Origin of the sequence: Desulfosarcina sp., from assembly GCF_033791525.1 — a bacterium.
Lineage (GTDB): Bacteria > Desulfobacterota > Desulfobacteria > Desulfobacterales > Desulfosarcinaceae > Desulfosarcina.
This window is the reverse complement of record NZ_JASJGN010000333.1, coordinates 1-26,234: the sequence shown is the minus strand read 5'-3', so window position 1 is coordinate 26,234 and position 26,234 is coordinate 1. Positions and strand designations below refer to the sequence as shown.

Here is a 26,234-nt window from a genome sequence, read left to right as displayed (position 1 = left end):
AGTGGTTTAAGGCGGCGGTCTTGAAAACCGTTGAGCGAAAGTTCCGTGGGTTCGAATCCTACTCCCTCCGCCAGACCCGACTAGCTGACCCTGGAGAGATGGCCGAGCCGGCTGAAGGCGCTCGCCTGCTAAGCGAGTGTGTGGGGAAACTTGCACCGAGGGTTCGAATCCCTCTCTCTCCGCCAGTTTATACCATTGCCCGATAGCCCGCTGGTTCTGCGGGCTATCTTTTTTTGGCCGGGAGGATCGAGCCGCCTTTGTTGGCCTGTTGGATCCTCTTTTCCCATCGTCAACCCGTTATGCAAATAACATCAACAGATATAAAGCCGGCGGCAATATTAGCCATGTGCCTGCTGTTCAGCGGTTTTCTGGCATGTGCCCTTTTCGGGATGGTACCGAAAGCCCGGGCCGCCGATTCCATGGTTGACCGGGTGCAGGCCATCATCCGGGCCCGGCTGGACCGGAACCCGGCCGCCACCTCCCTTTCCTGCCAGGGAGAAATGATCTGCGGCATCCAGATGCTTCCGCTGGTCTACCGCGACAGGAAGCATCTGCCCCTGTGGATTGACGCTTCGTTTCGCCTGGAAAAGGCGGAGGCCCTGGCAGAGGCCATCGATCGTGCCGGGGAAGATGGACTTTTGCCAATTGATTACCACCAGGATGCCATCCATGAATTGCTGGCCGAAATATGTGAGCAGTCCTCTGCGGCGGGTCCGACCTCGGTCTCTCCCGAATTGTGGGCAGACCTGGACCTGATTCTCACCGATGCCTATCTATTGTATGGTTCCCATCTGGCTGGCGGGCGGGTAAACCCGGAAACCCTGCACGCCGACTGGAAGATCAACACGGGGGCCGTGGACCTATCAGCCTCTCTTGCCAGCGCTGCCTCAACCGGCGATATCAACGCTGCGTTGAAACGATTGCGGCCGGCACACAGCGGGTATACGACCCTTCGCAACGCGTTGGCCCAGCTTCGCGGCCTGGCCGCTGCCAACGGCTGGCCGGTGCTGGATGACAGCATAACAATCATGCCGGGCGACGTCAGTTCTGCCGTTGGCGATCTTCGCCGCCGGCTGGCCGTAGGCGGGGACCTTGGTCCAATTGGCCCGGATGAGGATGCACTTTTTTTCGATGCCACGCTCGCGTCCGCGGTGAAGCGGTTTCAGCAGCGCAATGGATTGAAGGCGGATGGCATTGCGGGGCGAAACACGATTGGTATGTTAAACGTTGCCGTCGAACAGCGCGTCCGCCAGGTGGTGGTCAATCTCGAAAGATGGCGGTGGCTGCCCCATGATCTGGGAACCCTGTACATCATTGTCAACACGGCCGATTTCAATCTCAAAGCGGTGGAGAACGGCCGTGTGGCGTTACAGATGCGGGTGGTGGTCGGGCGGCCGGCCAGGCGGTCGCCGGTGTTCAGCGCCAACATGACCTACCTGGTGGTCAACCCCTACTGGAATGTACCCACCTCCATCGCCGTTGAAGATATCCTTCCCGAGCTTCAAAAAGATGTTGCCTACCTGGCTCAGCGGGGTATCCGTGTGCTTCAAAACTGGGGGCTGGACGCACCGGAGGTAGATCCCGCCACCGTTGACTGGCACGCCTACCATGCCAACCGTTTCCCCTTCAGGCTTCGCCAGGATCCAGGGCCCAACAACGCCCTGGGCCGCATTAAATTCATGTTTCCCAACCCGTTTGCCGTTTACCTGCACGATACACCCAACCGCTCCCTTTTCAAACGGGTTCAGCGGGATTTCAGCTCCGGCTGTATACGGGTGGAAGCACCTTTTGTTCTGGCCGATTTTGTGCTGGCGGGTGATCAACGGTGGACACCGGATGCATTGACCGAAGCCATTGAAAATGGAGAAACCCGAACCATCCGTCTGAAACAACCGGTTTCGGTCCACCTGCTTTACATGACTGCCTGGGCGGACGAAACAGGTGTGATTCAGTTTCGCAGGGACATCTACGACAGGGACCGTGAACTCGATCGCGCGATTGGCCAGCGAAGACCCAACCGCCCGCCTGATTTCGTTCACTAGCCGCAAGACCGGCTGACCCTTCAAACTCAGAAAGATAAAGGCCACCATGGAGATAAAAATCATCCATCGTGGCCTTTTAATTTTTTAACGAAAGCACGGGCTGTTGGCCCGCTACCCGTTCCAGGTTCGAAACGCCCCGGTATCTATGTGGACGAAATCGGATCGGGGATAGTAGCCGACGCCGCCGAATTCCAAATCCAGGCAGGCTTGCCGCAGCTTGCGGGTATCGCATCCGGGCAGGCGGATATCGATGGCGCGCCCCAGCATATGATAGCTGAACTTGGCCACACCGGTGCTTTGTTTGCGCAGCCGGGCATTCGTCTGGGGGGAGCGGTAACCGGAAATGATGTGAAAGGGAGAACCGGAGCACAACCGTTGGCTCACGGTAAAGAGCAGGTCCATCAGCCGGGCATCCATGTCTGCGATGTCACCGGTGCGGTGATCCCTCAGGATTCGGTTGATCTGTCCCATGGCACCGGGGCAATAGACTCCGTTTCTATAATAGCAGACACCGAGACGTTCACCGGTATGTGTGTTATAAAAGGAGAGGGAGCGGCGGGTGGTCTCCGGCAGCAGGGCAGACCATCCTGTTGCCGGCACCAGGCAGGTGGCCAGGAAACCAGCACCGATTTTTTTTATAAAATGGCGTCGACTGCAACTACCCACGTTTCTCTCCGCATTTCAGCATATTGAACTTGATTCGGCCATTAATCCAAATTGCTGGAGATAACAGCAAAAATCATACCCGAATGCTGCAATGGGCGGAAAAACAAGGGGCTCAGCCATAAATATAGATTCAACCCATCGGTATTAATTTATATATTGTTGTTATGGATTTTTCCTTTTGGCATACAGCCGATTGCTTATGGCTGTCATTTTCGGCTGTGGGGCACACATTTTGTCAACCGGTTGACGAAAAACGGGATTTCAAACGATCCGCTGGAACTGCCTTTCCAGGTCTTTAAGAGGCCACTGGATCCAGATGGGTCTGCCGTGGGGGCAGTGCGACGGATTGTCGCAGGCATCCAGCTGTTCGAGCATGGCCTTGATCTGCGTCCCGGTGAGTTGCTGGTGGGCACGGATCGCATTGTGGCAGGCCATGAGCATGAGGCACTGATCCAAAATCGTTTCCATCTCGGCACCCACACCGATCTCCGCTGTTTTTTCTACGAGTTGGGTAACCAGATCCGAAATAGCAGAGCTGTCGAGCAGCGTGGGCACGGCCTTGATCACGAAAGTGTTCCCGCCAAAGGGCTCAATCTCAAGCCCGAATTGGTCCAGTTCCGGAGCCAGCTTCTCCAGGATCTGGGTTTCACGGAATCCCAGGTCGATGGTTTCGGGCAGCAACAGGCGCTGGGCAGCGGGTCGGCGCGAGTTGGACTGGCGCTTGAGTTGTTCGAACACGATTCGTTCGTGGGCCGCATGTTGATCGATGAGCATCAGGCCGTCGTGGGATTCACAGATAATATAGGTGCCCTTGTACTGGCCGATGACGGTCAGGTCGGCAAAAAACCGCTGTTTCCACAGCAGCGCCTGGTGGGCGGGTTTGCCGTTGCGGGCCGTTGGATTTATCGCTGGCGCCGGCGTATCGACGGGATCTGAAGACGGCAATGGCTTCTGTCTGTTCTCCGCCCCAGCCGCGTGGGCCGTTGAAGCCGCTGTCCGGCCCATCGCATCACCCACCTGGGCGCCCGGCTGTCCTGGTGGGTGCGGCATGTTGTATTCGGCAGGCGGCTCGGACACGGCTGCCGGCCGTTGCGCCAATTCGGCAATCCTGGGTTCATTCGCGTTCCACCGGGTGGGATCGGATTGCCTGAGTGCGTCGGACACGGCGTCCCGCACCGTGTCGTGAACCATTTTCTGGCGGACAAAACGGATTTCCTGCTTGGTGGGGTGAACGTTGACGTCCACCTGGTCGAAAGGGACCATGATAAACAACACCGACACCGGATACTGCCCCTTCATCAGGCGCCCGGTATAACCGGCGAACAGGGCGTGCTGAATCACCCGGTCCTTGACCCAGCGACCATTGACGAAGAGATAGATGCCCCGGGCGGTGGACCGGTTCATGCGCGGGGAGGCGATCCACCCGCTGATTTCGATATCCTCGGTGACCCGAGCAACCGTATACAGCTCCTTCTTGATGGCCGCCCCAAGGACATCGGCCACCCGGTCCATGGGTTCTGCGGCCGGGGCCCAGCTTTTCACGATCCGGTTGTTGTGCGACAGCCTGAATTGAACCGACGGCCGGCACAGAGCCATGCTGGCAATGGTGTCTGCGATGTGGCCCATCTCCGTGTCGATACTTTTCAAAAACTTACGCCGGGCCGGGGTGTTGTAGAATAGGCCGGCCACGGTAATCAGGGTGCCGGGAGGGGCACCCACGTCGGAGACTTTATTGATCCGCCCCCCCCCCACCTCAATCTGAGTACCCACATCGGCGTCGGTTTCCCGTGTAACGAGGGTGAACCGGGAGACCGAGGCGATACTGGGCAGCGCCTCTCCCCGGAATCCCAGGGTGCGTATGGCAAACAGGTCCGGATCCGTGGCAATCTTGCTGGTCGCATATCGCTCCAGACAGAGCAGGGCATCGTCCCGGCCCATGCCGTGTCCGTTGTCCGACACCCGGATAAGTTTTCGCCCGCCCTGTTCAGTCTCCACGATGATCCGGGTGCTGCCGGCATCGATGGCATTTTCGACCAGTTCCTTGACCACGGAAGCCGGACGCGCCACCACCTCTCCGGCAGCAATTTTATTGGACAGGATTTCCGGAAGGATTCTGATTCTGGACATTTAAGTGCTCTGGTGGATATTCAAAAAGGGTAGATTGTATTTCAGATCAAGGCCGCAGCGTTTTGGGAACCTCAGGCGCAGAAGCGCTACGTCGAGGATTCCCCAAACGTGAGAACGCAGAGCTGGGCCACAAGATGCCCTTTTTTGGATGGACACTACTTGGCAATCTCCTTGAAACTGCGCGCTAAATATTCCGCCTCCATGGGGGTCAGGTTGAATTTCAGGCAGGCCGCCTCTATGAGTTGCTGTCGGCTTTTGGGTGACCCCGCCTTTTTTTCTTCGGATATCCACTGGACTGCTTTTCTCAGGCTTTCGCCTTCAGGCTGTATTGTCATGCAAACCTTCCTTTTTGGACCTCGATCACAAGGGCGGCTTTTTATCCGTGATGTTCGCCGCCTTTTCGAACTGCCGGGCAATTTTAAAAAGCATCGGTTCGTTAAAATGGCGACCCATGATCTGCAGACCGATGGGCAGACCGTCGTCCGAGAAACCGCAGGGGACCGAAATCCCCGGGATGCCCGCCAGGTTGGCGGACAGGGTGAAAATATCCGACAGATACATGGTCAGCGGATCGTCAAGGGTTTTGCCGATGGGGTATGCCGGTGTGGGCGCCACCGGGGAAACAATCGCATCGCAGGATGCAAATGCCGATTGAAAATCGTTCTTGATCAGCGTGCGAATCTGGGAAGCCTTGCCGTAGTATGCATCGTAGTAACCGGCGGACAGGGCATAGGTACCCAGGATAATGCGACGCTGCACTTCCGCACCGAATCCTTGTGACCGGGTGCTGCGGTACATCTGAAGCAGATCGGCCTGCGACTTGTCGCGGAAACCGTATTTCACCCCATCGTAACGGGCCAGATTGGAACTGGCTTCACTGGGGGCAATCACGTAGTAGGCGGCCACCGCATGATCGGTGTGGGGCAGAGAGACATCGATGCATCTGGCGCCCAGCGATTCGATGGTTTTTACCGCCCGTTCCACAGCCGCACCGACTTGAGGATCCAAACCTTGGGCGCCGCTGTATGCGTTGGGGATGCCCACCACCACATCCGAAAGCCCATCAGCGGCGATCGCCGCAAAGGACGGCACCGGTTCGGGGACGGAGGTTGAGTCCTTGGGGTCGTGACCGGCAATGGCGTCCAGCATGATGGCACAGTCGTCCACCGTTTTGCCCAGCGGACCGATCTGGTCCAAAGAAGAGGCAAAGGCCACCAGCCCAAAACGGGATACCCGTCCGTAGGTCGGCTTGATCCCTACCACGCCGCAGTGGGAGGCGGGTTGGCGGATGGAGCCGCCGGTGTCCGAGCCCAGGGCACCCAGGCACATGTCCGCCGCCACAGCGGCAGCCGACCCGCCGCTGGAGCCGCCGGGGATACGATTCAGATTCCAAGGGTTGCGGGTAATCTGAAAGCCGGAGTGCTCGGTGGTGGAACCCATGGCGAACTCATCCATGTTAAGCTTGCCCACGATTACCGCTCCGGCATTTTTCAATCGGGAAATGACTGTGGCGTCGTATGGCGGAATGAAATTTTCAAGCATCTTCGACGCGCAGGTCGTGCGAAGGCCTTGGGTGCAGATCAGGTCCTTGATACCCAATGGGATGCCGGTAAGGGGTGCCGTGTCACCCTTGGCCAGGCGATGGTCCGCCGCTTCGGCCTGGGCCATGGCACCGTCGGCATCGACGGTCAGAAAGGCACCAACCTTGCCGTCGACCGCCTCGATGCGATCCAGGACGGCCCGAGTCAGTTCCACGGAAGCAATTTCTTTATTTTTCAACAGGTCGCTGGCCTGTTCAATAGTCAATTCATGCAGTTTCATGGCATCCGTTCCTTGCGGAGTTGCGGCCTGGTGCAACGACGGCCAAATCGTCAATGCAGCGTCAGAGTACCTTGGGCACCACAAATGCGCCGTCTTCCCGCTCCGGGGCATTGGCCAGAGAAGCCTGCGGGTCCAGATGGTTCTGCTCTTCGTCCTCCCGGAATGCATTGGTCAGGGTGATGGCATGGGAGGTGGCAGGGACCCCGGTGGTGTCCACCTGATTCAAGGTGTCCACATAATCGAGAATGGTGCCGATCTGGTCAGCCAGCCGGTCGTTGTCCGCTTCAGCTATATCCAGTCGGGCCAGGTGGGCGACGTGCAAGACTTCCGTTTTGGTGATTTTCATTGCGTTCATCCTGTTATTTTTTCACCAAGATTGGCTTTTTTTGTTCTCGGGTCAACCGCTTCATGTCCGCAGCTGCCTGGTCGCGGTCCTGGTAGCGGCCCACCCGAACCCGAAACCAGAGGCCTTTATCGGGAATCACAATTCTCGACAGGTAGGCAGGATAGCCCTCCTTTTTCAGATTTGCAACGATTCGCTCGGCGGCTGCCCCATCTTTCATGGAAGCCACCTGAATAGTCAGCTTGGCCGTGTTTTCAGCAGCTGCCGGAGCGGACGAGGGCGCTTTACCGACCGTTGGTTTTTCCGGCACCCTGGATTTCTTGGCCATGGTGACGGTTCGCGACTTATGGGGTGGTTGCATCGATCCGGCGGTTTCCGCGCGGGGTGGGGGTTCAGCCGTCGACGCTTCGGGCACGGGAATCTGGACGGCGGTGTCCAGCCCATCTTTTTTCAGGGCCTCATAAAACTCCAAAGGCGCTTTTTCATCTTCTCCCCGAATGGCTTTTTCGACCGCTTGCCGCTCCTTTTTCATCATGGCGTCACGCAGGGCCGCCAGCTCTTCTTGCAGCGCCTGGGTATCGAAATGCAGGGGGGCCGTTCCCCGGCCCACCAGCACACCAAGAACGAACATCCAGGCCGCAACGAAAAAGACCAGGAGGTATCGACCCCAGGCAATCCGGCGTTTTGACGCAGTGGCCTTGGCCTTTGTCACAGATTGGTTCCTTTGCCCGGGAAATGGGGCACGCTGAAGGCGGCCTACATGGCGTCCGGAGCCGAGACGCCCAGCAGCGCCAGTCCGTTGCGGATCACCTTCTGAACGGCCGAGATCAGGTAGAGCCTGGCCCGGGTCAACTTAAGATCGTCTTCACACAATACCCGGTGCCGGTTGTAATAGGTGTGAAAGGCAGCGGAAAGGGTCATCAGGTAGTAGGTGATGCGGTGAGGTTCCCTTAGGGCGCCGGCAGTTTCGACCGCTTCCGGATAACGGGCCAGGGCTTTGATCAGTACGATGTCTTCCCGTGTTTCCAGGGCAGACAGATCCGATGGCGCAAATCCGCTCACATCCAGCCCATCGCTCCCAGCCTTGCGATGGATACTGGAAATGCGCGCATGGACATATTGGACGTAATACACGGGGTTGTCGTTTGTCTTTTGTTTAGCCAGTTCCAGGTCGAAGTCCAGAGAGCTCTCATAGTGGCGGGTCAGAAAAATAAACCGGGCCGCATCCCGGCCGACCTCCTTGACCACGTCGGATAGGGTGACGAACTCACCGGCCCGAGTGGACATGGCCACGGGCTGACCGGCCCGCAGCAGGTTGACCAGCTGCACCAGCAGGACGTTGAACTGGTCGCGATCGTATCCCGAGGCCACCACGGCGGCTTTCATCCGCGGGATGTAGCCGTGGTGGTCAGCCCCCCACACGTCGATCACTTTTTGAAACCCGCGCTCAAACTTGTCCTTGTGATAGGTGATGTCCGATGCAAAATAAGTGGTCTGGCCATTCTGGCGGACCACCACGCGGTCCTTTTCGTCGCCGTAGTCGCTGGTCTTGAACCACAGGGCACCGTCTTTCTCGTATATCAGTCCCTTTTCCTTGAAATCACGGATATCCCCTGCCACTTTGCCCGAATCGTAGAGGCTCTGTTCCGAGAACCATTGGTCGAAGGTCACCCCGAAATCCACCAGGTCGGCCCGCATACCCTCGGTAATTTTCTCGGCCGCATAACGGGCGCAGGGCATGATGGTCTCCGCCTCGCTTTTATCAAAAAGCTCCCGCCCCTCCCGTTCAAGCAGCTCACCGGCCAGGTCCCGGATGTAATCACCCTGGTAGCAGGTGTCGGGAAAATCCACGGTTTCGCCGAGCAGTTCTTTTCCCCGCAGGTAGACCGACATACCCAAGGTTTGGATTTGTCGACCGGAATCGTTGATGTAGTACTCTTTTTGTACATCAAAACCGCAAAAAGAGAGAATGTTGGCTGTGCTGTCCCCCACGGCACCACCTCGGCCGTGGCCCACGTGAAGGGGGCCGGTGGGGTTGGAGCTAACGAATTCGATCTGAATGCGGGTCCCCTTGCCCAGGTCGCAGCGGCCATACTGGTCGTCCTGTTCGTGAATGGCGGCCAGCACGGGGTACCAGGCGGACGGACGGATGAAGAAATTGATGAACCCCGGCCCGGCGATTTCCGTACGGTCGATGAGGCCCCTTGTATCATCCAGATGGTCGATGAGCGTTTCGGCAATTTTCCGCGGTGACATGCGTTGGGTTTTGGCCATTTGCATAGCCATGTTGGTCGACAGGTCGCCGTGGCTGTCGGCCTTGGGTTCTTCCAGCACCACCTCACAAAAATCGGACGAGGGGAAGATACCTTTTTGGTGAGCGGCCGTTGCTGCCGCCAGAATGATTTCCTTGAGCGCGTTCTTCATGAATGAATTCCTGACGGCCGATTGATTAGGAAGGGTCAGCCGATGCGGTTTGGTCAAGTTGATGGTTGCCGTCATCCGGCAACGGCGTCTGCCGTCGGGCACACGCATTTTTCGATAAAGTCCAGTTCATAAAGAGTTTTCCGATCCAAGTCAAGAAGGTTCACCCCGACTGCAGGATGCTTGTATGGGGTGTTTTTGACAGGCAGAACATGGGTTGGGGAAACCAGCGGCAAAACCCGTGGCGATGCCACATGAAGGATCGAGACCCTTTTTGGGCAACATCCTGCCTGCCATTTAATGTCGGGTTTGCCGGATTTGGCCTTTTCCCTTGCATATCCATAATTTCCAACGTATTTTATTGTATCTGCTGGACACTGCAACACAATTGTTTGGACTCTGGCGCGACCAAAAAGGTTTATTATTATTATGAATTTGAGTATCTGCAAGCAGCGGCAGAAGATTGCCGTTGATGTTGATGCGGTGTGCCGTCTGATCGCCGCCACTCAGCTTCCCTCCGGCGAAATCCCCTGGTCCACGGGAGACAAGACGGACCCATGGGATCATGTGGAGGCGGCCATGGGGCTGACGGTGGGGGGATACCTGGAACAGGCCCGACGGGCTTTTATTTGGCTGCGCAGCATGCAGCTGGCCGACGGCAGCTGGTTTGCCGCCTATCGCAGAGGCATCCCCGAGGACCGGACCCGCGAAACCAACATGAGCGCATACATCGCCGTAGGCGTATTCCATTATTGGCTGATCACCGGCGATCGCCATTTTCTGGAATCCATGTGGGACACGGTGCGGCGAGCCATTGACTTTACGGTCAGCCATCAACGCACCAACGGAGAAATCTGTTGGGCCATCAGCCCCCAGGGCAAGGTGGACCCCATGGCCCTGCTCACCGGATCCAGTTCCATCTACATGAGTCTGAAATGCGCCATGGCGATTGCCGACGAGCTGGGCATGGCGACCATCCCCTGGGCCGATGCCTACAAGCGTCTCGGTGATGCGATCTGCAATCGGCCATACCTGTTCAACATGACCAAATCCCGATTTTCCATGGACTGGTTCTACCCGGTACTGTGCGGTGCCGTTACCGGAGAAATGGCCGGTGGACGCATCAAGCGACAGTGGAAGAAATATGTGGTGGAGGACTTGGGGGTTCGCTGTGTCTCCGACCAACCCTGGGTGACGGTCGCCGAAAGTTCAGAATTGGTGCTGACCCTGGCCGCCATGGGGGATATGGAAAAGGCGCTTATCATCTTCAATTGGCTGTCGGATCACGTATTTGATGACGGCTCCTTCTGGTGTGGATTCACCTTTCCGGACATGACCCGGTGGCCCGAAGAAAAAATAACCTGGACCAATGCGGTGGTGCTACTGGCAGCCGATGCGCTGTTCCACCTTACCCCCGGAGGACGGCTGTTCAGTCATGCCTGGTGGGCTGAAAACGGACACCCCGGTTGACGGCCGGCCATTCTGCGCATGTATTGGTTAGGGGAGTCCCCCAATATTTGATGAAGTCAGAATAAATTACATTATAGATGGATTCGTAAAAAGCCCGAGATCATGGCTTGCGAATCTCGAGGAATGAGGCGTACATGTGGTACGCTGCAGTGACGAGGGATGAAGCGTAACGCAGATATCGGGCTTTTTACGGATCCATCATGATTAAAGATCATCGCCCCTACGTTGTCAAAAAGGCATACCTGAAGTTTCAGAGGTTCTATGCCCACCACTTTCTGGGTCCCCAACTGGAGCACCTGGGAAGGGGGTTCACCTTCATGCGGCCCTGGCATGTAGAGCTGTTCGGTGCGCCGATCGCCATCGGACGATTCGCCACGATCATCGCCACCCCGGACAAAAAAATCCGGCTGTCGGTATGGCCGGACCAGGCAGGCAAGGGACATATCACCATCGGCGACTACTGCCTGATCTGCCCCGGCGTCAGGATCAGCAGCGCCGCCGGTATCAGCGTCGCCGACAACTGCATGATCGCCAATGGTGCCTACATTACCGATTCCGACTGGCACGGGATCTACGACCGCATCTCCTTTGGCAATACCATGCCGGTAACCATCGGAAAAAATGCATGGATCGGGGACAGCGCCATCATCTGCAAGGGCGTAACAATCGGCGAGAACAGCATCGTGGGCGCCGGGGCCATCGTGGTGGATTCGGTTCCCGCCAACTGCGTAGCCGCCGGCAACCCGGCCCGGGTGGTCAAACAGCTGAACCCGGAAGAGTCCTTCACCACCCGCGCCGAATTTTTCTCCGACCCGGCCAAACTCTCCCGGGAATTCATGGCCTGGGAGCAGGCCATGCTCCAGGGCAACACCCTGTTTGGCTGGCTGCGCCACCTGCTGTTTCCCGCCAGGGGGGATTGAACCAACGTCGGCAGACCGCCGACTTATCTCATCCCGCTCAGGAAGGTCCCTTGGGAACCCCGACGATGTGCGATCCCAACCCGGGGCCGGCCATGAATCCCTCCGGGTTGGTTTTCACCTGGATATCCCTTCCCCTGCAACGGGGGCAGACAGGCGGGGTGTCATCGCCTTTGAATGTCAGATGCGCAAATAGGTGGCCACATTCGTTGCACAGGCACTCGGCTGTGGGCATGGTAGTCGACTCCTTTAACGGTCTACAGGCTGACGGCTCATGCCGCGGTTTCCGATTTCCCATCGGAAGCAACCCAGTGAAATCCTGCAAACAGCAATCCTCCCGCCAGCGCTACACCGGCGCTGAACAGAAATAGCGGTGCGGTGTTGCCTGCGTCATATAGCACGCCGCTGACAAAAAAACCCACGGTGAGCCCAAGGCCATAGGTCACGGCATTGTTCAATGCCTGGCCCAGGGTTTTCTCCGATGCCGGCGCAAGCTGATCCATGTAGAGGATGCCGGCCATGTGAAAAGCTCCGTAGGTGATGGCATGGAGCAGCTGGCTGGCTAATATGACCATCGCCGACTGGGCGACGTACAACAGGCACCAGCGCAACACCGCCACCGCAAAGGATACAGCCAGTATCCGTTTGAAGGAAAAACGGGCAAACAGCCGGGGTGAGTTGATCATCACCACCACTTCCGCCGTGGAGGCCATGGCCCAACAGACGCCGATAAAGCTGCCGCCGTGCCCCAGTTGGGCCAGGTGAATGGAAAAAAATCCGTAGTAGGCCCCATGGCTCACCAGCATGAGAAACGCACACAGGAGAAATACCAGGGTATGACCCGAGAACAACCGCACGGCATCATGGGGCTGAGCCTGCCGCTGTGTAAGGATTCGAGGCATGCCGGTGGCAGTCATGGCCTGGGCGGTTGATATGGCCAGCACCAACGCAATGACGATACCCACGGTATAGCGGTCGATCATCTTTCCTGAAATAAGCACCACGGCGATGAATGCGATCGATCCCCACGCCCGGGTGCGGCCATAGCGGTGTTTGGTTTTGCCCAGCACGTCCATGGCAAAGGCTTCGAGAAAGGAGATAATAGGGGCGTAAAAAGCACCGTAGAAGATGGTGAGGACCAGCATGAAACGAAAATCGGTGGTGAAGAGAAAAAGCGCCCACAGGGCGGTACTGACAAAACTGCAAAGGATGTAGATGGGACGGCGGAGGTTCTTTCGGTCCGCCAGGGTTCCCCAGAAAATGGAAAAGAGAATCAGCACGGCTGCGCGAACGGCACTCAGGCTGCCGATCTGAAAGCCGGTAAAACCGATGTTCAGGCAATAGAGGTTGAAGTAAGGCAGAAATACGCCCATAGCTCCGAAATAAAGGAAATACTGAACTCTGATGGCGTTTTTCTCGCTGATCATGGCTAAATCGCAAACATAGAAGATGACAATATTGATCGTCCGGGCATCATATCCATTCTGGGGGGAAAGGCAACGCCTTTCCCCATTTGGATTACTGAGAGAAATTGGCCGGGTGTACTGAAATGTTGACATAAATCGAAAACATGCGCATCATTCACGACGCTGATGGTTGCCTGCCATCGATCGATCCCGGAAAACAGATCCACAAAAAAATCGTCCCCACCAAGGAGGAAAAAATGAAAAATTGGGCGAGACGTCCCATTTGGATTTCCCTGGTAATTGTCGGTCTGGCCTTGACCGGATGCGTTCAGTCTCAGATGGCCGGCTCCGCGGCGACCCTCGACCCGAACAAGGCCATGATGGACAATCCGGTGGAATGGGTCAATCAGCTCAGCAGCGATATTTCCGAAGCACGCATGGCCCAGCTCAACATCCTCTCCCCCGATAGGTTCAAAAAGGCCGAGAGCGCCTTTTTCAGCGCCCAAAAGGATCTTGAAAAAGGCAATGAGATCGCCGATATCCGCAAGGCCGTCATGGAATCACGCGATTACCTTCAGCAAGCGGAAGAGATTGCCACGATTTCGCGAACGACCCTGACCGACACCCTCAAGGCGCGTGAAATGGCCCGCAGTGCCGGGGCTGCCAAGTTCGAGAATGAATACCGCCGGGTGGAAAACGACTTTCTGGACCTGACCCGGGCCATTGAAAGGGACAATCTCAGCTATGCCCAGAACAACCGAAGCAAGGTGCTCGAACGCTACCGGGAATTGGAAGTTCGCGCCATCAAAGAGGAGACCATCGGCGAGGTGCGAACGCTCATCGCCCGGGCCGAAGCGGCCGATGCCCGGAAGATCGCTCCCCTCTCCTACGGCCAGGCCGTGGATCAGATCAACGCCACCGACGCGTTCATCTCGGCCAATCCCTATGCCAAGGAAGAGATGCACGCCATGGCCCGGGAGGCCCTGTTTAAGGCCAACCGGCTGGTAGTGGTCACCGAGCAGAGCAACCAGATTAAAACCATGGAGCCGGAGGCAATCGTCCTGTTGATGGAAAATCACCTGCACACGATATCTGCCGCACTCGGTGCCCAGGACATGCGCGACCAGGCATACCAGACTCAACTGGACAATATCATCGGTTCGGTAAATTCACTGAACAGTGACCGCCTGTTCATGTCCGAAAAAAATCAGGCCCTGCAGGCGGAGATGGAATCGATCAAGGCTGACTACCAGGCCCAGATCGACGCCTTCAACGTTCGCGTGGCCACACTGGAAGGCAAAACCCGGGAAGACCAGATGGCCAAGGAGCGCATGGCCAGAGAACATATGGCCGTGGAGCAGCGCCTGGCAGCGGAAAGAAAGTTCAACCAGCTCTATGTGGCGGTGCAGAGTTATTTCGAAAGTGATGAAGCCGAGGTTTACAAACAGGAGAACCAGCTGGTGATCCGGCTCAAGGCCATGCGGTTCCCCGTGGGAAAAAGCATCATCATGCCGGAAAACTACGCCCTGCTCAGCAAGGTCCAGAAGGCCATCCGCACCTTCGATGATCCGCGGGTGATCGTAGAGGGGCATACGGACGCCACCGGTTCCGACGAAGTCAACATGCTGCTGTCCCAGCAGCGGGCCGAGGCCGTCCGCGAATACATGATCGCCAACCAGACGCTTCCCCCGGACAGCCTTTCCGCCGTGGGATACGGTTCCGAGCGCCCCCTTGCTTCCAATGCCACGGCAGCGGGCCGAGCCATCAACCGCCGTATCGACATCCTGATCATCCCTGAGGCAAAATCCATATGATTGGACTTATGCATTTATTAACCCTATCAACGATCCATCAATCTAAGGAGGTTTCATGAAAAAAGTACTGATCGCCTATGTCAGCCGGACAGGAAAAACCGAAGCCATGGCCAACTACATCGCCGAAGGTCTGCGGATCGGCGGGCAGGGCGTGGAGGTCAAGAAGATCGCAGCCATTGAAAATGAGAAAGGCATCACCGGATACGACGCCTATGTGTTCGGCTGCCCCACCTATCACAAAGACCTGACCAGCGGGATGAAACAGTTCCTGTTCAAGGCGGAAAAAGCCAACCTGACAGGCAAAATCGGCGGCGCTTTCGGTTCCCACACCCACAGCGGCGAGAGTGCACCCATGATCTTCGACACCATGCAGCACGTTTTCAAGATGGACATGACCAACCTGGGGCCCCTGAACCTCACTGAAGCCATGGTCGAAGGCAGCGAAGGAATGAAGTCCTGCCAGGATTACGGCAAGGCGCTGGGCGAAAAACTCGGCTGATCGTATCATCGGCGATTGAGAACGGCGTTGGACCGGCAGGATCGGCCCACCGCCGTTTTTTTTTGGCCGGCACCACTGGTCAAGGCTACACAGTGGAGCAAGCAGTCACTTCAGGCGGAACTTCGAATCCCAGCCGTCTCCCGGAATTCCGCCATTTAAAATATCGCCTGAGGCAGTCCCCACATCAATGACTGCTTTGGGATACTCCTTTTCAGTTGACTGGGCACCTACGGATAGGCTAAATTTAACTTACTAATAAGATAAGATGTTATCGTGACATCTCCTTGTCGGCCGCGCCATCGTAAACTTCTGAGCCAGACGAGCTACGTTCTGTTTTCCTGCGATATCACGCTTTCCTTGCAACCCGTTTCTTGGACCGCATAACATTTTTCGATCCGGTTGATTCGACGCTCACCCAAGGTGGCCATGTGCGGACGCCGGCATCCCTTCCAGGTTAACGATGGCGAACCGGCTGACACGATGTCGTGGCGAACAAAGGGGCGTTCACCGCCCGTCATGGATTCACTGTGTATCTTGGATCCATCATCGCAACCCTAACGAAAAGGAGGCCCACCCATGTATCTTAAACAAGGAGATCTTTTCTGGGGAATGGACACGGACTTCGTCAAGGAGGCCATGGCGGCCACCACCAAGGAGAACCTGGAAGAGGGACAGGTGGTTTTCAGGGAAGGAGACCCGGCCGAGTCGTTCTACATCCTGGTCAAAGGCCGTATCAAGCTCACACTGGGCGAAAAATCACGTGAAGTTTACGTGGCCTACCAACCAGGGGAGATCATCGGCTGGTCCAGTCTCATCGGGCGCGAAACCCTCTCCGCCACAGCCCGCTGCCTGGAACCCTCCATCCTCAGCAAAGTGGACAGGCAGCGATTTCTCGATATTCTTGGGGAACATCCGACCGAAGGGGCCACCCTCTTTCAGCGTGTGGCCACGATGCTGGGCAACCGATTGGTGAACCTTTACCCCAGTATTGCCTGATGATCATTGATCGGGCCATGACGGTATGGGTCGTCAATGTGCATGGTTAGCCGAACGGTAGCACGGCGAAGGCACATGCAAGCGTCTGGTGGCCGCCATATAACTGCTAAATCAAGTGTTTGGTGGCCTTGTAAAGCGCAGGGCTGGTGCAAACTTCGTAGTATTTACGGTGGGTCACGTTCAGCGGGCTGAGGTCCTTGGGGTTGACCGCGGGCACCTCAGCTTCGCGCAGTACCAGGCGTTGGTATCGGCCGGACTGGGTGGGAAACTTGCCCGTGAAAAGACGGACCTTATCGAGTTGAAGGGCGGGAATATCACCGGAAAACTGCTTCAGGTCGATCTCCTGAGCCAGCTTGCGGAATCCGGCCTCGTTCAACTCAATGCCGTTGACGTTGTATCGCAGTAGAAGATCGTCGGCCGTCTGTCGCATTTCCGCATCCGAAGCCCCCTGAAAAACGAAAAGATTGAAGGGGCTGTTGTTTTTGCGGATGATCCGCCGCACTGATTTGTGACATCCGGAAAGGCGATCGGCCAGGTTGATGGCCGGGGATATCATGATACGGTTGTCCCCGTCGAAAAGAAAGGTGGGTGCGTCTGATCGGTGGCAGATGCCGATGCCCAGTTCCAGGATCGGCAGCTGGTATTCCTGGCTCTTCTTGTTGTAGCGGTTGATAATCATCAGCACGTTGATGGCCATACCGCAGGACCGGGCCACGCTGTACCAGCCGCTGGGCGTATCCTCCCGCTCGAAGATGGAGAGGATGATGGCATCGCCTTCGATGAACACCTTGTGGGCGTCATACTCCGAAAGGATCTCGGAAATGGGATCAAAAAAATTGAGGCTGAAGTAGGAGGCCGGGTTGAGCCCGCGTTCGTTCATCTGGTGGGTGATATCCGTCGATCCGCGTAGATCGGCCTTGATGATGGTGTGGTTCATGATGGGTTTTTCACCCATTTCCTGCTCATGGGGCAACAGAAACTCATACAGGGTGCGGTTGGCTTTGGAGAGCGCCAGAATTTTTTTGTCGGTGACCAGATTGATCCGCTCCGCCGCATCACGATAAATATTGAAGCAGCAAAAATCGCGATGATACCGGGAGAAGGCCCGGAGGAATCGGACCAGGTATTGCTTTTTCCGACGGCGGCCCATCCGCTCCATCTGAACCACTTTGCGGTTGAGCGGCCACATGCTGAACGTCTTGCCATACAGCTGTTTCAGACGCTTAAGCCGGTTTCTCACCAGCTTTCGGCTCTTGGGGTTGATCAGAAACTGCAGAATCTGCTGAGGGACAAGGGGGGGACAGTAGTCGCGATAAAGGGTCTGCATTTCGTATGAAGCCGTAATCCGTTCCATGAGGCCGGTCCGGGAAAACTGCCGGAAAAAATAGCCCATCAACAATCGCTGGTTTTTCATCCTCAGCCGGTGGGTTAGGCGGGTCTCCTTGTCCGCCCTTGATCGTTTCAAGGCTTTGTATTGTTTCTTGGCCAGGTCCCGGTTCAACAGCAGGTCGATATTTTCCGGACGCTTGATCCACTGATCCAGACGTTGCAGCTGAAATTTTTTGGCTTCATCCTTGCCCGGCAATTCGGCAGCAGATATCTCCCGGCGTCGCCGGTCCAGCGTCCAACTGATCGCTGCGGTTTCCTCCATGTCAAGAAAACCGAAAATGCTGCGCATGAGGCTGAGCATCATTTCGTAGCGGTCCGGATCTTCGACCCGACGCCCCAGGCAGAGGTCATACTCTTCAATCATGAAGTGGTCATTGAACGGATTATCCATGTGAACGATAGGATTGGTGAGCAGGTCGAAAAGAAATGGCAGATCCTGGCCGAACACCGCTTCGCGCATTTCCCGAATGTCGGTTTCTCGAATTTCCCTGAAATACCCACAAAGCTCAAGCCCCACCTTCTGCTGCACCGATTCACGGCTCTGGAGGACATGGGCCAGATTCTCCTTAAGCTTCAGCGCCTTCTTGTGATCCTCGTGGTGAGCCAGGTCCGACCGGCGGATCGCGATTTTACAATGGCCGATCAAAATGTCATACTGTTTGCGGATTTCGTCGTGGACCATGGAAAGAATGGCGATCTGGGCCAGAAAATCAACCTGCATTTCTTTGGCGGCCCTGGCTTTGTTGACCGCATCACTCATGATCTGCCCGTAGAGCTGACGGTAGCTCTCCTGCTCCCTGGAAAGTACACTCAGTCGCTTTTTTTCAGAAGTGGTCCAGATTCCGGTTTCGCGCTCGATGAGAAGGGCGGCCAACTTGGCCGTGGCACTGCAGAACGCAGGACTCATGCGGACATCGCAGCGGATGTTGTCCACCCCCAGAACCAGGCGCTCCAGCGAGAAATCGGTGGAGTAGGACTCCATGGGGAAATCCTTGAGCCCAGGCATTCTGGGTTGGAATTTTAGAAAATCGAGCATCCCTGCGCGTTCCGTCCGCTGTATGAAAAAGGTAAAGACCTGATCAACCCTTTGTTACCTTTACCATTTGGCTCTTGCGGTGTCCATAAAATTAACCCACCACCCAAGGCCACGTCTGTTGTCCAGCCTTGGAAACAATGGATTTAAAAAGGCCACAACAGTGACGCTTGCCCATCGTGAAAGGGAGCATCCATGACATCCATTCTTATCACAAATGCATTGACGGTAAATGAGGGCCGGTCAAGCCATCAGGATCTGCTGATTCGTGGCGGCCGCATTGAAGCTATCGGCGGTGATCTGTCCGGCAAAGGAGCAGACCGGGTCATCGATGCTGGCGGTCGTGCGTTGCTTCCGGGGATGATCGACGATCAGGTTCATTTCCGTGAACCGGGCCTGACCCACAAGGGAGACATCCGTTCGGAATCCCGCGCGGCGGTGGCCGGTGGAATCACCAGCTATATGGAAATGCCCAACACATCACCGCCCACCATCACCATCGACCTGTTGGAGGAAAAGCACCGCATCGCCCGGGAAGCCTCGTTCGCCAACTACAGTTTCTACCTGGGAGGCGCCAATGACAACATCGAAGCCGTCAAGATGCTCGACCCGAAACAGGCCTGTGGTGTTAAGGTTTTCATGGGTGCCTCAACCGGCAACATGCTGGTGGACGACCCCGACGCACTGGAACAGATCTTTACCCACAGTCCGACCATCGTGGCCACCCACTGTGAGGACAGCCCCACCATCGATGAAAATACCCGGCGGTTTCAGGCCATCCACGGCGAAAACATCCCCATCGCGCTTCACCCGGCCATCCGCAGCGAAGCGGCCTGCTATCGTTCCACGGCCCTGGCCGTGGAACTGGCCCGCCGGTGCAAAACCCGGCTGCACATTTTGCACTTGAGCACGGCCAAGGAACTGGCGCTTCTCTCTTCAATGCCATTGGAAGCCAAACGGATTACCGCCGAAGTCTGTGTCCATCACCTGCTCTTCTCGGGAACCGACTACAGAGACAAAGGCAACCTGATCAAATGCAACCCGGCCATCAAAACGGAGGCAGACCGCCGGGAACTGCTGGCGGCATTGCAGGCGGGAACGATCGACGTGGTGGGAACGGACCATGCGCCCCACACCCTGGCGGAAAAGCGGCAGTCCTACCTGAGGGCGCCGTCGGGTCTGCCCCTGGTCCAGCATGCCTTGATCAGCCTGCTGGAACACGTGCATGATCGGGCGCTCTCGTTGGAACAGGTGGCGGAAAAGACAGCCCATAACCCGGCGCGCCTGTTCGAGGTAAAGAATCGGGGGTATCTTCGGGAGGGTTACTGGGCGGACCTGGTGCTGGTAGACCTGAACCGACCCACCATCGTAGACGACCAGCCGGTGTACTACCATTGCGGATGGACACCCTTTGCCGGACGCACCTTCCGGTCGAGCGTTGCAGCCACCTTCGTTTGCGGCCACCTGGCCTATTTGGACGGAAAAATCGATCCGCAGCCTGCGGGTATGCGCCTGGAATTCAATAGATGAGTCGTTCGGTTATTAAACGTTCCAGTTCGGCCAAAATCATGGCGGGCGATCATTTCAACCGGAGGAATGCTTGTTGTATGTCGAGGATTGAAAGGTGAGCCCAACGCCGATATTGGCTGAAATAGGACATTTTGGCGTTAGAAAAGAAAAGACAGCGCCCCATGCTCCCTCAGAATATTCACGCCAATGGCCAGAAGGACAATTCCCCCCGTCATTTCCGCCCATCGGCTCAACTGATCCATGCTGCCAATCACTTTTCCCAGATGCATGCCGACCGTGGTAAACACACCGGCTACCAATCCGATAATCAGCGCGGGCGTCCAGATGGAGACATTGATCATGGAAAGGCTCAGGCCCACGGCCAGGGCGTCGATGCTGGTGGCCACGGAAAGCATCACCATGGTCATACCTTTGGTGGGGTCCTTGGCATCTTCCTCCACCGGCTCTCCCTTGAATGCGGATCGAAGCATTCCCTGGGCCACGAAAACGAGCAGTGCAAAGGCGACCCAGTGGTCGTAGGCCTCGATGCGACTTCTGACTGTAAATCCGGCACTCCAGCCGATGACGGGCATCATGGCCTGAAAAAGGCCGAAGTGCCAGGCCAACCGAAAGGTCTGGCGGGCGCTGACAGTCCGGAGGGAGACCCCGGAGGCGATGGAGACGGCAAATGCATCCATGGCCAGGGCCACGGCAAGGGCCAGTGTGTTGATCATTTCCAATGATCGATTTCCTGTTACCGGCGGTTGGCTTCCTAACGGTTTCAACCGGCCTGTAAAGTTGAAGATTCCCCGCGGCGAACGGCAGTGCTACGCAGCCCCGTATGGATAAAAATCGATGTCCCGTCCGCTCGCCAAATCCGTGGCAAACGGCGTGGGATGCGCTCGCTATCGCGGTTCAATGCAAGGTGGCATTACCAGCACTTTTCCGCTTTGGGGTAGCTCCCCAGCAGCTTGACGAACAGGGCATGCAGGGTCAGTTCACCGATGGCCGATTTGACCTCGTCCGCGTCGATGCCCGCTTCGAAGGCCGCATAGAAAACATACTCCCAGGGATTTTCCGGGATGGGCCGCGATTCCAATTTAGTAAGGTTCAGGCTGTACTTCTGGAAAATCTTCAGACAGTCCACTAAGGCGCCAGGATAGTGGCGGGTTTTGAATGCCACGGTGGTTTTGCCCGTCTTGTGGTCCACCGGCAGGTTCTCCTTTTTGGCAATGACGAAAAATCGGGTGGTGTTGGAGCTGTTGGTCTGGATGTCCCGCTCCAGGATCTCCATATCGTATATCTCGGCGCACAGCGCCGAGGCGATGGCGGCACAGTCCAACCGGTCGCCAGATGCCACGGCCTGGGCGGCACCGGCGGTGTCGTAAGAGGGAACCATTTTTATGTTTTTCGACTTCAGGTACGCTTTGCACTGCTTGAGCGCGTGGGGGTGGGAACGCGCCTCTTTGATCTCCTCCAGCCGACCGCCTTTTTTGGCCAGCAGGGTATGGTGGATAGGCAGATACACTTCGGCGATAACGAATATATCATTGGCAAAGAGAAGATCGTAGTTCTCTACCACGGTGCCGGCGATGGTATTCTCCACGGGAATGAGCCCGTAGGTCACCTCCCCGCTTTCCACCCGATCGAACACATCGTCGAAGGCATCGCAGCCGACCGTATCCACCGCTTTTCCAAAATGTTCGTGAACGGCCATCTCGCTGTAAGCACCCCGGATTCCCTGAAATGCGACTTTCATTGGCTGAGCCTTTCGTGTATGTCGGTCATGGCGTCGATAAATGCCTGGCGTGTTTGTTTGGCATAGGGGTTATAGGTATGCATGTCCTCGAAAAGTTGCCACGTGTCGTGGCTGACCACCCCTAAAATGTGCATGAGCCGCTTGTACCCCTCGGTGTCGATATCCAGGTCCCGGGCACCGAAGGCCGACAGGGACCGGCCTATAAAATGGGTCAGAGAAAGGCTTACGGCAATCTTCTCGTCATGCTCCTGGGCCGTAGCAGTGATGACCACCAGCCCCTGGCTCTCCAGCCAGCTCCTGATTTTCTCAAATCGATCACTGTCGATACGATCCGGACAAAGGACGATTTTGCGGCCTTCCAGGGAACTGGCCGCACTGTCCGGGCCGAACATGGGATGGGTGGGCAGGATTGAAACGTTTGCGGGAAGCAGTTCCCGCATCCACTGCACCGGATAGACTTTCACCGAGCATACATCCACCACCAGGGCGTCTTCCCTGAGCAGCGGTGCCACTTTCCGCAGGGTGTCCCGCATGGCGGAAATGGGCATGCAAAGGATCACGATCCGCTGACGGCAGGCCGATTCAAAGGATACCGGCCGGGCGCCGCAGGCCTTGATGGCCTCGTCCTTATCGCTGCGGGTAAATACCGCGACTGAGAAATCTTTGGACAGATAGCTGGCGGTAAGCTTGCCGAAGCGACCGAAACCGATGATACCGATATCGCTCATAGCACCTCGCGAATTCGTCTGAATGCGTCCAGCAACTGATCGTCAGGAACAGCAAAGCAGATGCGTACATGGCCCTCCTTGCCGAAATCCTCACCGGGTACGATGGCGACACCGGTTTTTTCCAAGATCCGGGCAGTGAAATCCCCCGACGTCTCCCCCCGTTGCAGGTGGCCGGAAATATCCGGAAAGAGGTAAAAGGCACCCTGAGGGCGGATGCAGGGAAACATGGCGGAGACCTGCTCAAAGGCCAGGTCCCGCTTGCGCTGCAGGTCCGCTCGGCGCCGGATCAGCAGTCCATCATCCATTGCCAGGGCAGCCACGGCACCGTGCTGGGCAAAGGTGCAGACGTTGCCGGTCAGATGGCTCTGGAGCCGCACCATGGCCGCCGCAACGACTGTCGGGGCTACGGCATAGCCCACGCGGAAACCGGTCATGGCATAATGCTTGGAAAAACTGCGGGTGAGGATGAGCCTCTCCCGCACCGCTTCCAGTTCGTATAGTGAGAAACGCGGAAGGTTGTCGTATACGAAAAAATCATAGGCCTCGTCGGCAATCACAACCAGGTCATGCTCGACGGCCAGGCGGGCGATCCGTTCCAGGACCGGCCGGGGATAGACGGCGCCAGTGGGGTTGTTGGGAGAATTGATCAGAATGGCCTTGGTTTTTGCGCTAACGGCGGCCGCTATGCCCTCGAGATCCAATTGGTGGTCCGCTTTGGTGCGGACGAAGACCGGTTCACTGCCGGCCAGCTTCACCTGTTCGGCGAAGCTCACCCAACAGGGCACGGGAATGATCACCTGGTCCCCGGGATCGCAGATGCACTGAAAGATGGAGTAAAGCGCCTGTTTGGATCCGTTGAAAACCACGATATTTTCGGGCCTGCAGCCCTCGAAACGGCCGGCCAGGGCGGCTCTTAACGTCATCAGCCCGGCCATGTCGCCGTAACGGGTCTCCTGGCGGTCCAAGGCACGTTTGGTGCCATCGATCACCGGCGCCGGCGTATCGTCGGTCGGTTCGCCAACGGCCAGGCTGATCACCGACCGACCCTGCCGCTTCAATGCATCCAGCAACGGAATGAACCGAGCCGTCTTAGAGCCCTCGACCGTTTGGATTCGCTTAGACAGTTTCAATTCCTTAATTCCTCAATACCGACAACTCTGATGGTCATAATTTTTCAGGGGCCTTTCACAAATGGTATATTTCGGTTCAGGACAAGGCCGCAGCGATGTTGAAACCGCAGGCGTAGCAGCGCTACGTCGAGGATTTCAGCAGAGCGAGAACGCCGGCCTGGGCCGAAAGATGCCGTTTGTGAAAGGTCACTGGTCTATGCACGCATTTTTTGGCGCAGGGCAAAATCCCCCAATACCAACGCGGCCATGGCCTCCACAATGGGAACGGCCCGGGGCACCACGCAGGGATCGTGGCGGCCTTTGGCCTCAAGGGTCACCGGGTGGCCGTCAAAATCCACCGTCTGCTGCGCAAGGCCGATGGTGGCAGGCGGCTTGAACGCCACCCGGAAAAGAATCGGTTCCCCGTTGGCAATACCGCCCTGAATACCCCCGCTGTTGTTGGTGGTCGTCCCCAGGCGCCCGTCGGCAGCCATGAAGGGGTCGTTGTGGACCGATCCTTTGAGCCGGGTGCCGGCAAAACCCGAGCCGATCTCAAACCCTTTGGTAGCAGGAATGGAGAGCATGGCCTGGGCCAATTTGGCCTCCATCTTGTCGAACACCGGCTCGCCCCAGCCGGCCGGCACATGGCGGCACACGCAGGTAACGATGCCGCCGACGCTGTCCTTGTCCTCCTTGACCCGAGTCACCAGGGCCTCCATCCGAGCGGCTGCACCGGCGTCGGGACACCGGACCAGGTTACCGTCAACAGCCTGCCGGGTGATGGTCTGCACATCCACTTCCGTTGTCGAAATATCGCTAACATCGCTGACCCAGGCGACAATTTCCACCCCATAGGCTTCTTTGAGCATCTTATCGGCCACCGCGCCGGCGGCCACCCGGCCGATGGTCTCCCGGGCACTGGATCGTCCGCCTCCGGAGGAGGCGCGCACGCCGTATTTCATCTGGTACGTGAAGTCGGCGTGGGAAGGCCGGGGAATCTGGCTCATCTGACGGTAGTCCCCGGGCCGCATATCCTTGTTGGGCACAAACAGACCGATGGGCGTGCCCAAGGTGACGCCGTTTTCCACACCGGAAAAGATGGTCACTTGATCCGCCTCCTGACGGTCGGTAGTAAGCTTGCTCTGGCCCGGCCGGCGCCGGTCCAACTGCGGCTGGATGTCCGCCTCGCAAAGCTGCATGCCTGGCGGGCATCCATCCAGAACTGCACCCACCCCTTTGCAGTGGGATTCGCCGAATGTGGAGACTTTTAATAGCGTTCCAAACGTACTGGACATGATGCCTGTTCCTATTTAGTGGGTTGACTTCATTCCAAACTGAAAACCAGCGTCGCCACCCTCGGTCATCGGGCCGCTGACGGGTGACCACCGACCTCCTTCTGCAGTCACATAGCTGCTATGATCCGTTTACAGATTGCGGCAATCGTTCTCTGGTCCGTAGCGATAACCCGATCAGCCGCTTTTTCATAGATTGGTCTTCTTTCCGCCAGCACCGAGGTGATTTCGGCAGCCAAGCCCTGACGGGTCAGTGACGGCCGTCTTTCGACTGTGGCCGAATCGCCAAGCTGACGGGTCAGGATGGTCTTCTCGCTGGCCGTAAGCCAGACGATCCTGCCGGACTGCTTCATGGTGCTGATATTACGCTCATCGAGAACGATACCCCCACCGGTGGCCACCACTTTGCGGTCGCCGGTGGACACGGAAACCAACGCCTGCCGTTCCTGTTCCCGGAAAAACGGCCAGCCGTGGTCTGCCACCATCCGAACGATGCTGACACCGGCTGATTCGACAACCATGCGGTCGGTATCCACGAAACGCCAGCCAAGCTGCCGCGCCAGGACTTCACCCACGCTCGTCTTGCCCGTGCAGCGATATCCGATGAGAAACAGATTCATGGTGTGCGTCAGCATGCGTAAAGAGTTTCCCACACCTCCCAGAAGTTGGGGAAGGATTTCTCAACACAATTCGGGTCAAGAATCCTCACCCCCGGAACAATGAGACCGGCCATGGCAAAACTCATGGCAATACGGTGGTCATCATATGTTTCGATCGATGCGCCGCGGGGCGCGCCTCCCGTCACCAGGAGCCGGTCATTTTCAGCAACAGCCACAATGCCCATCTTCTTAAGTTCGGCGCAGGTGGAAGCCAGGCGGTCGCTCTCCTTGGCC

The 26,234-nt window shown here is 57.0% G+C and carries 23 protein-coding genes, 1 tRNA gene and 1 pseudogene; 8 read left to right on the top strand and 17 right to left on the bottom strand.

Annotated elements, in window-relative coordinates; translation table 11 throughout:
* Window positions 1-92: 92 nt before the first annotated feature.
* Together QNK41_RS16585 and QNK41_RS16580 are read left to right on the top strand one after the other, a co-directional pair.
* Window positions 93-185: transfer RNA gene (locus QNK41_RS16585), tRNA-Ser, on the top strand.
* A gap of 159 nt (window positions 186-344) precedes the next feature.
* Window positions 345-2,042, top strand: coding sequence for a L,D-transpeptidase family protein (locus tag QNK41_RS16580; protein ID WP_319258917.1), 1,698 nt, complete (start codon window positions 345-347; stop codon window positions 2,040-2,042).
* A 111-nt stretch (window positions 2,043-2,153) separates the two neighbouring features.
* Here QNK41_RS16580 and QNK41_RS16575 read toward each other — a convergent pair whose 3' ends face one another.
* From QNK41_RS16575 to argS, 7 genes are all read right to left on the bottom strand, one after another.
* A complete protein-coding gene (locus tag QNK41_RS16575) occupies window positions 2,154-2,708 on the bottom strand; it encodes a YcbK family protein (RefSeq protein WP_319258915.1) in 555 nt (184 codons plus the stop codon).
* A gap of 261 nt (window positions 2,709-2,969) precedes the next feature.
* The gene (mutL, locus tag QNK41_RS16570) at window positions 2,970-4,835 is read right to left on the bottom strand and encodes a DNA mismatch repair endonuclease MutL (protein ID WP_319258913.1); all 1,866 of its coding nucleotides are present in this window, start codon (window positions 4,833-4,835) and stop codon (window positions 2,970-2,972) included.
* A 155-nt stretch (window positions 4,836-4,990) separates the two neighbouring features.
* A complete protein-coding gene (locus QNK41_RS16565) occupies window positions 4,991-5,170 on the bottom strand; it encodes a hypothetical protein (protein ID WP_319258911.1) in 180 nt (59 codons plus the stop codon).
* Window positions 5,171-5,195: 25 nt separating this feature from the next.
* Window positions 5,196-6,656, bottom strand: coding sequence for an Asp-tRNA(Asn)/Glu-tRNA(Gln) amidotransferase subunit GatA (gene gatA / locus QNK41_RS16560; RefSeq protein ID WP_319258909.1), 1,461 nt, complete (start codon window positions 6,654-6,656; stop codon window positions 5,196-5,198).
* Window positions 6,657-6,717: 61 nt separating this feature from the next.
* Window positions 6,718-7,002, bottom strand: a complete 285-nt coding sequence (gatC, locus tag QNK41_RS16555; RefSeq protein WP_319258907.1) for an Asp-tRNA(Asn)/Glu-tRNA(Gln) amidotransferase subunit GatC — start codon at window positions 7,000-7,002, stop codon at window positions 6,718-6,720.
* Between the two features lie 13 nt (window positions 7,003-7,015).
* A complete protein-coding gene (locus QNK41_RS16550; protein WP_319258905.1) occupies window positions 7,016-7,711 on the bottom strand; it encodes an SPOR domain-containing protein in 696 nt (231 codons plus the stop codon).
* A gap of 44 nt (window positions 7,712-7,755) precedes the next feature.
* Window positions 7,756-9,423 (bottom strand): arginine--tRNA ligase, encoded by a 1,668-nt coding sequence (gene argS / locus QNK41_RS16545; RefSeq protein WP_319258903.1) that lies wholly within the window; start codon window positions 9,421-9,423, stop codon window positions 7,756-7,758.
* Between the two features lie 426 nt (window positions 9,424-9,849).
* Between argS and QNK41_RS16540 the strand changes: the two genes are divergently transcribed.
* Complete coding sequence (locus tag QNK41_RS16540; protein WP_319258901.1) at window positions 9,850-10,890, top strand: phenyltransferase domain-containing protein; 1,041 nt, start codon at window positions 9,850-9,852, stop codon at window positions 10,888-10,890.
* A gap of 200 nt (window positions 10,891-11,090) precedes the next feature.
* Window positions 11,091-11,810: an acyltransferase gene (locus QNK41_RS16535; protein WP_319258899.1), complete on the top strand. Its 720-nt coding sequence runs from the start codon at window positions 11,091-11,093 to the stop codon at window positions 11,808-11,810.
* A 37-nt stretch (window positions 11,811-11,847) separates the two neighbouring features.
* On the opposite strand, the gene QNK41_RS16530 is transcribed toward QNK41_RS16535, so the two are convergent.
* The gene (locus tag QNK41_RS16530) at window positions 11,848-12,042 is read right to left on the bottom strand and encodes a hypothetical protein (protein ID WP_319258897.1); all 195 of its coding nucleotides are present in this window, start codon (window positions 12,040-12,042) and stop codon (window positions 11,848-11,850) included.
* 37 nt (window positions 12,043-12,079) lie between these two features.
* The gene (locus QNK41_RS16525) at window positions 12,080-13,234 is read right to left on the bottom strand and encodes an MFS transporter (RefSeq protein ID WP_319258895.1); all 1,155 of its coding nucleotides are present in this window, start codon (window positions 13,232-13,234) and stop codon (window positions 12,080-12,082) included.
* Window positions 13,235-13,470: 236 nt separating this feature from the next.
* Here QNK41_RS16525 and QNK41_RS16520 point away from each other — a divergent pair, with 236 nt between their 5' ends.
* From QNK41_RS16520 to QNK41_RS16510, 3 genes are all read left to right on the top strand, one after another.
* A complete protein-coding gene (locus QNK41_RS16520; RefSeq protein WP_319258893.1) occupies window positions 13,471-15,027 on the top strand; it encodes an OmpA family protein in 1,557 nt (518 codons plus the stop codon).
* Between the two features lie 55 nt (window positions 15,028-15,082).
* Window positions 15,083-15,526 carry a flavodoxin domain-containing protein gene (locus QNK41_RS16515; RefSeq protein ID WP_319258891.1) on the top strand — a complete coding sequence of 148 codons (444 nt, stop codon included), beginning with the start codon at window positions 15,083-15,085 and terminating at the stop codon, window positions 15,524-15,526.
* Window positions 15,527-16,102: 576 nt separating this feature from the next.
* The gene (locus QNK41_RS16510) at window positions 16,103-16,522 is read left to right on the top strand and encodes a cyclic nucleotide-binding domain-containing protein (protein WP_319258889.1); all 420 of its coding nucleotides are present in this window, start codon (window positions 16,103-16,105) and stop codon (window positions 16,520-16,522) included.
* A gap of 106 nt (window positions 16,523-16,628) precedes the next feature.
* Here the strand turns inward: QNK41_RS16510 and QNK41_RS16505 are convergent, their stop codons facing one another.
* On the bottom strand, window positions 16,629-18,947 hold the full coding sequence (locus QNK41_RS16505) for a hypothetical protein (protein ID WP_319258887.1): 2,319 nt from the start codon (window positions 18,945-18,947) through the stop codon (window positions 16,629-16,631).
* Between the two features lie 192 nt (window positions 18,948-19,139).
* Here QNK41_RS16505 and QNK41_RS16500 point away from each other — a divergent pair, with 192 nt between their 5' ends.
* A complete protein-coding gene (locus QNK41_RS16500; RefSeq protein ID WP_319258885.1) occupies window positions 19,140-20,474 on the top strand; it encodes a dihydroorotase in 1,335 nt (444 codons plus the stop codon).
* A gap of 137 nt (window positions 20,475-20,611) precedes the next feature.
* Here the strand turns inward: QNK41_RS16500 and QNK41_RS16495 are convergent, their stop codons facing one another.
* From QNK41_RS16495 to QNK41_RS16465, 7 genes and pseudogenes are all read right to left on the bottom strand, one after another.
* A complete protein-coding gene (locus QNK41_RS16495) occupies window positions 20,612-21,187 on the bottom strand; it encodes a manganese efflux pump MntP family protein (RefSeq protein WP_319258883.1) in 576 nt (191 codons plus the stop codon).
* Window positions 21,188-21,384: 197 nt separating this feature from the next.
* Window positions 21,385-22,212 carry a prephenate dehydratase gene (gene pheA / locus QNK41_RS16490; protein ID WP_319258881.1) on the bottom strand — a complete coding sequence of 276 codons (828 nt, stop codon included), beginning with the start codon at window positions 22,210-22,212 and terminating at the stop codon, window positions 21,385-21,387.
* A complete protein-coding gene (locus QNK41_RS16485; RefSeq protein ID WP_319258879.1) occupies window positions 22,209-22,940 on the bottom strand; it encodes a prephenate dehydrogenase/arogenate dehydrogenase family protein in 732 nt (243 codons plus the stop codon). The genes pheA and QNK41_RS16485 overlap by 4 nt, the downstream gene beginning before the upstream one ends.
* The gene (locus QNK41_RS16480) at window positions 22,937-24,070 is read right to left on the bottom strand and encodes a pyridoxal phosphate-dependent aminotransferase (RefSeq protein ID WP_319258877.1); all 1,134 of its coding nucleotides are present in this window, start codon (window positions 24,068-24,070) and stop codon (window positions 22,937-22,939) included. Before QNK41_RS16480 ends, QNK41_RS16485 begins: the two co-directional genes overlap by 4 nt.
* Window positions 24,071-24,264: 194 nt before the next feature.
* Entirely contained in the window at window positions 24,265-25,344 is a 1,080-nt protein-coding gene (aroC, locus tag QNK41_RS16475; protein WP_319258875.1) for a chorismate synthase, read from the bottom strand.
* A 107-nt stretch (window positions 25,345-25,451) separates the two neighbouring features.
* Window positions 25,452-25,976 (bottom strand): shikimate kinase, encoded by a 525-nt coding sequence (locus QNK41_RS16470; RefSeq protein ID WP_319258873.1) that lies wholly within the window; start codon window positions 25,974-25,976, stop codon window positions 25,452-25,454.
* Window positions 25,970-26,234: pseudogene (locus QNK41_RS16465) on the bottom strand (3-phosphoshikimate 1-carboxyvinyltransferase); the annotation flags it as partial. The gene QNK41_RS16470 and the pseudogene QNK41_RS16465, both read right to left, overlap by 7 nt.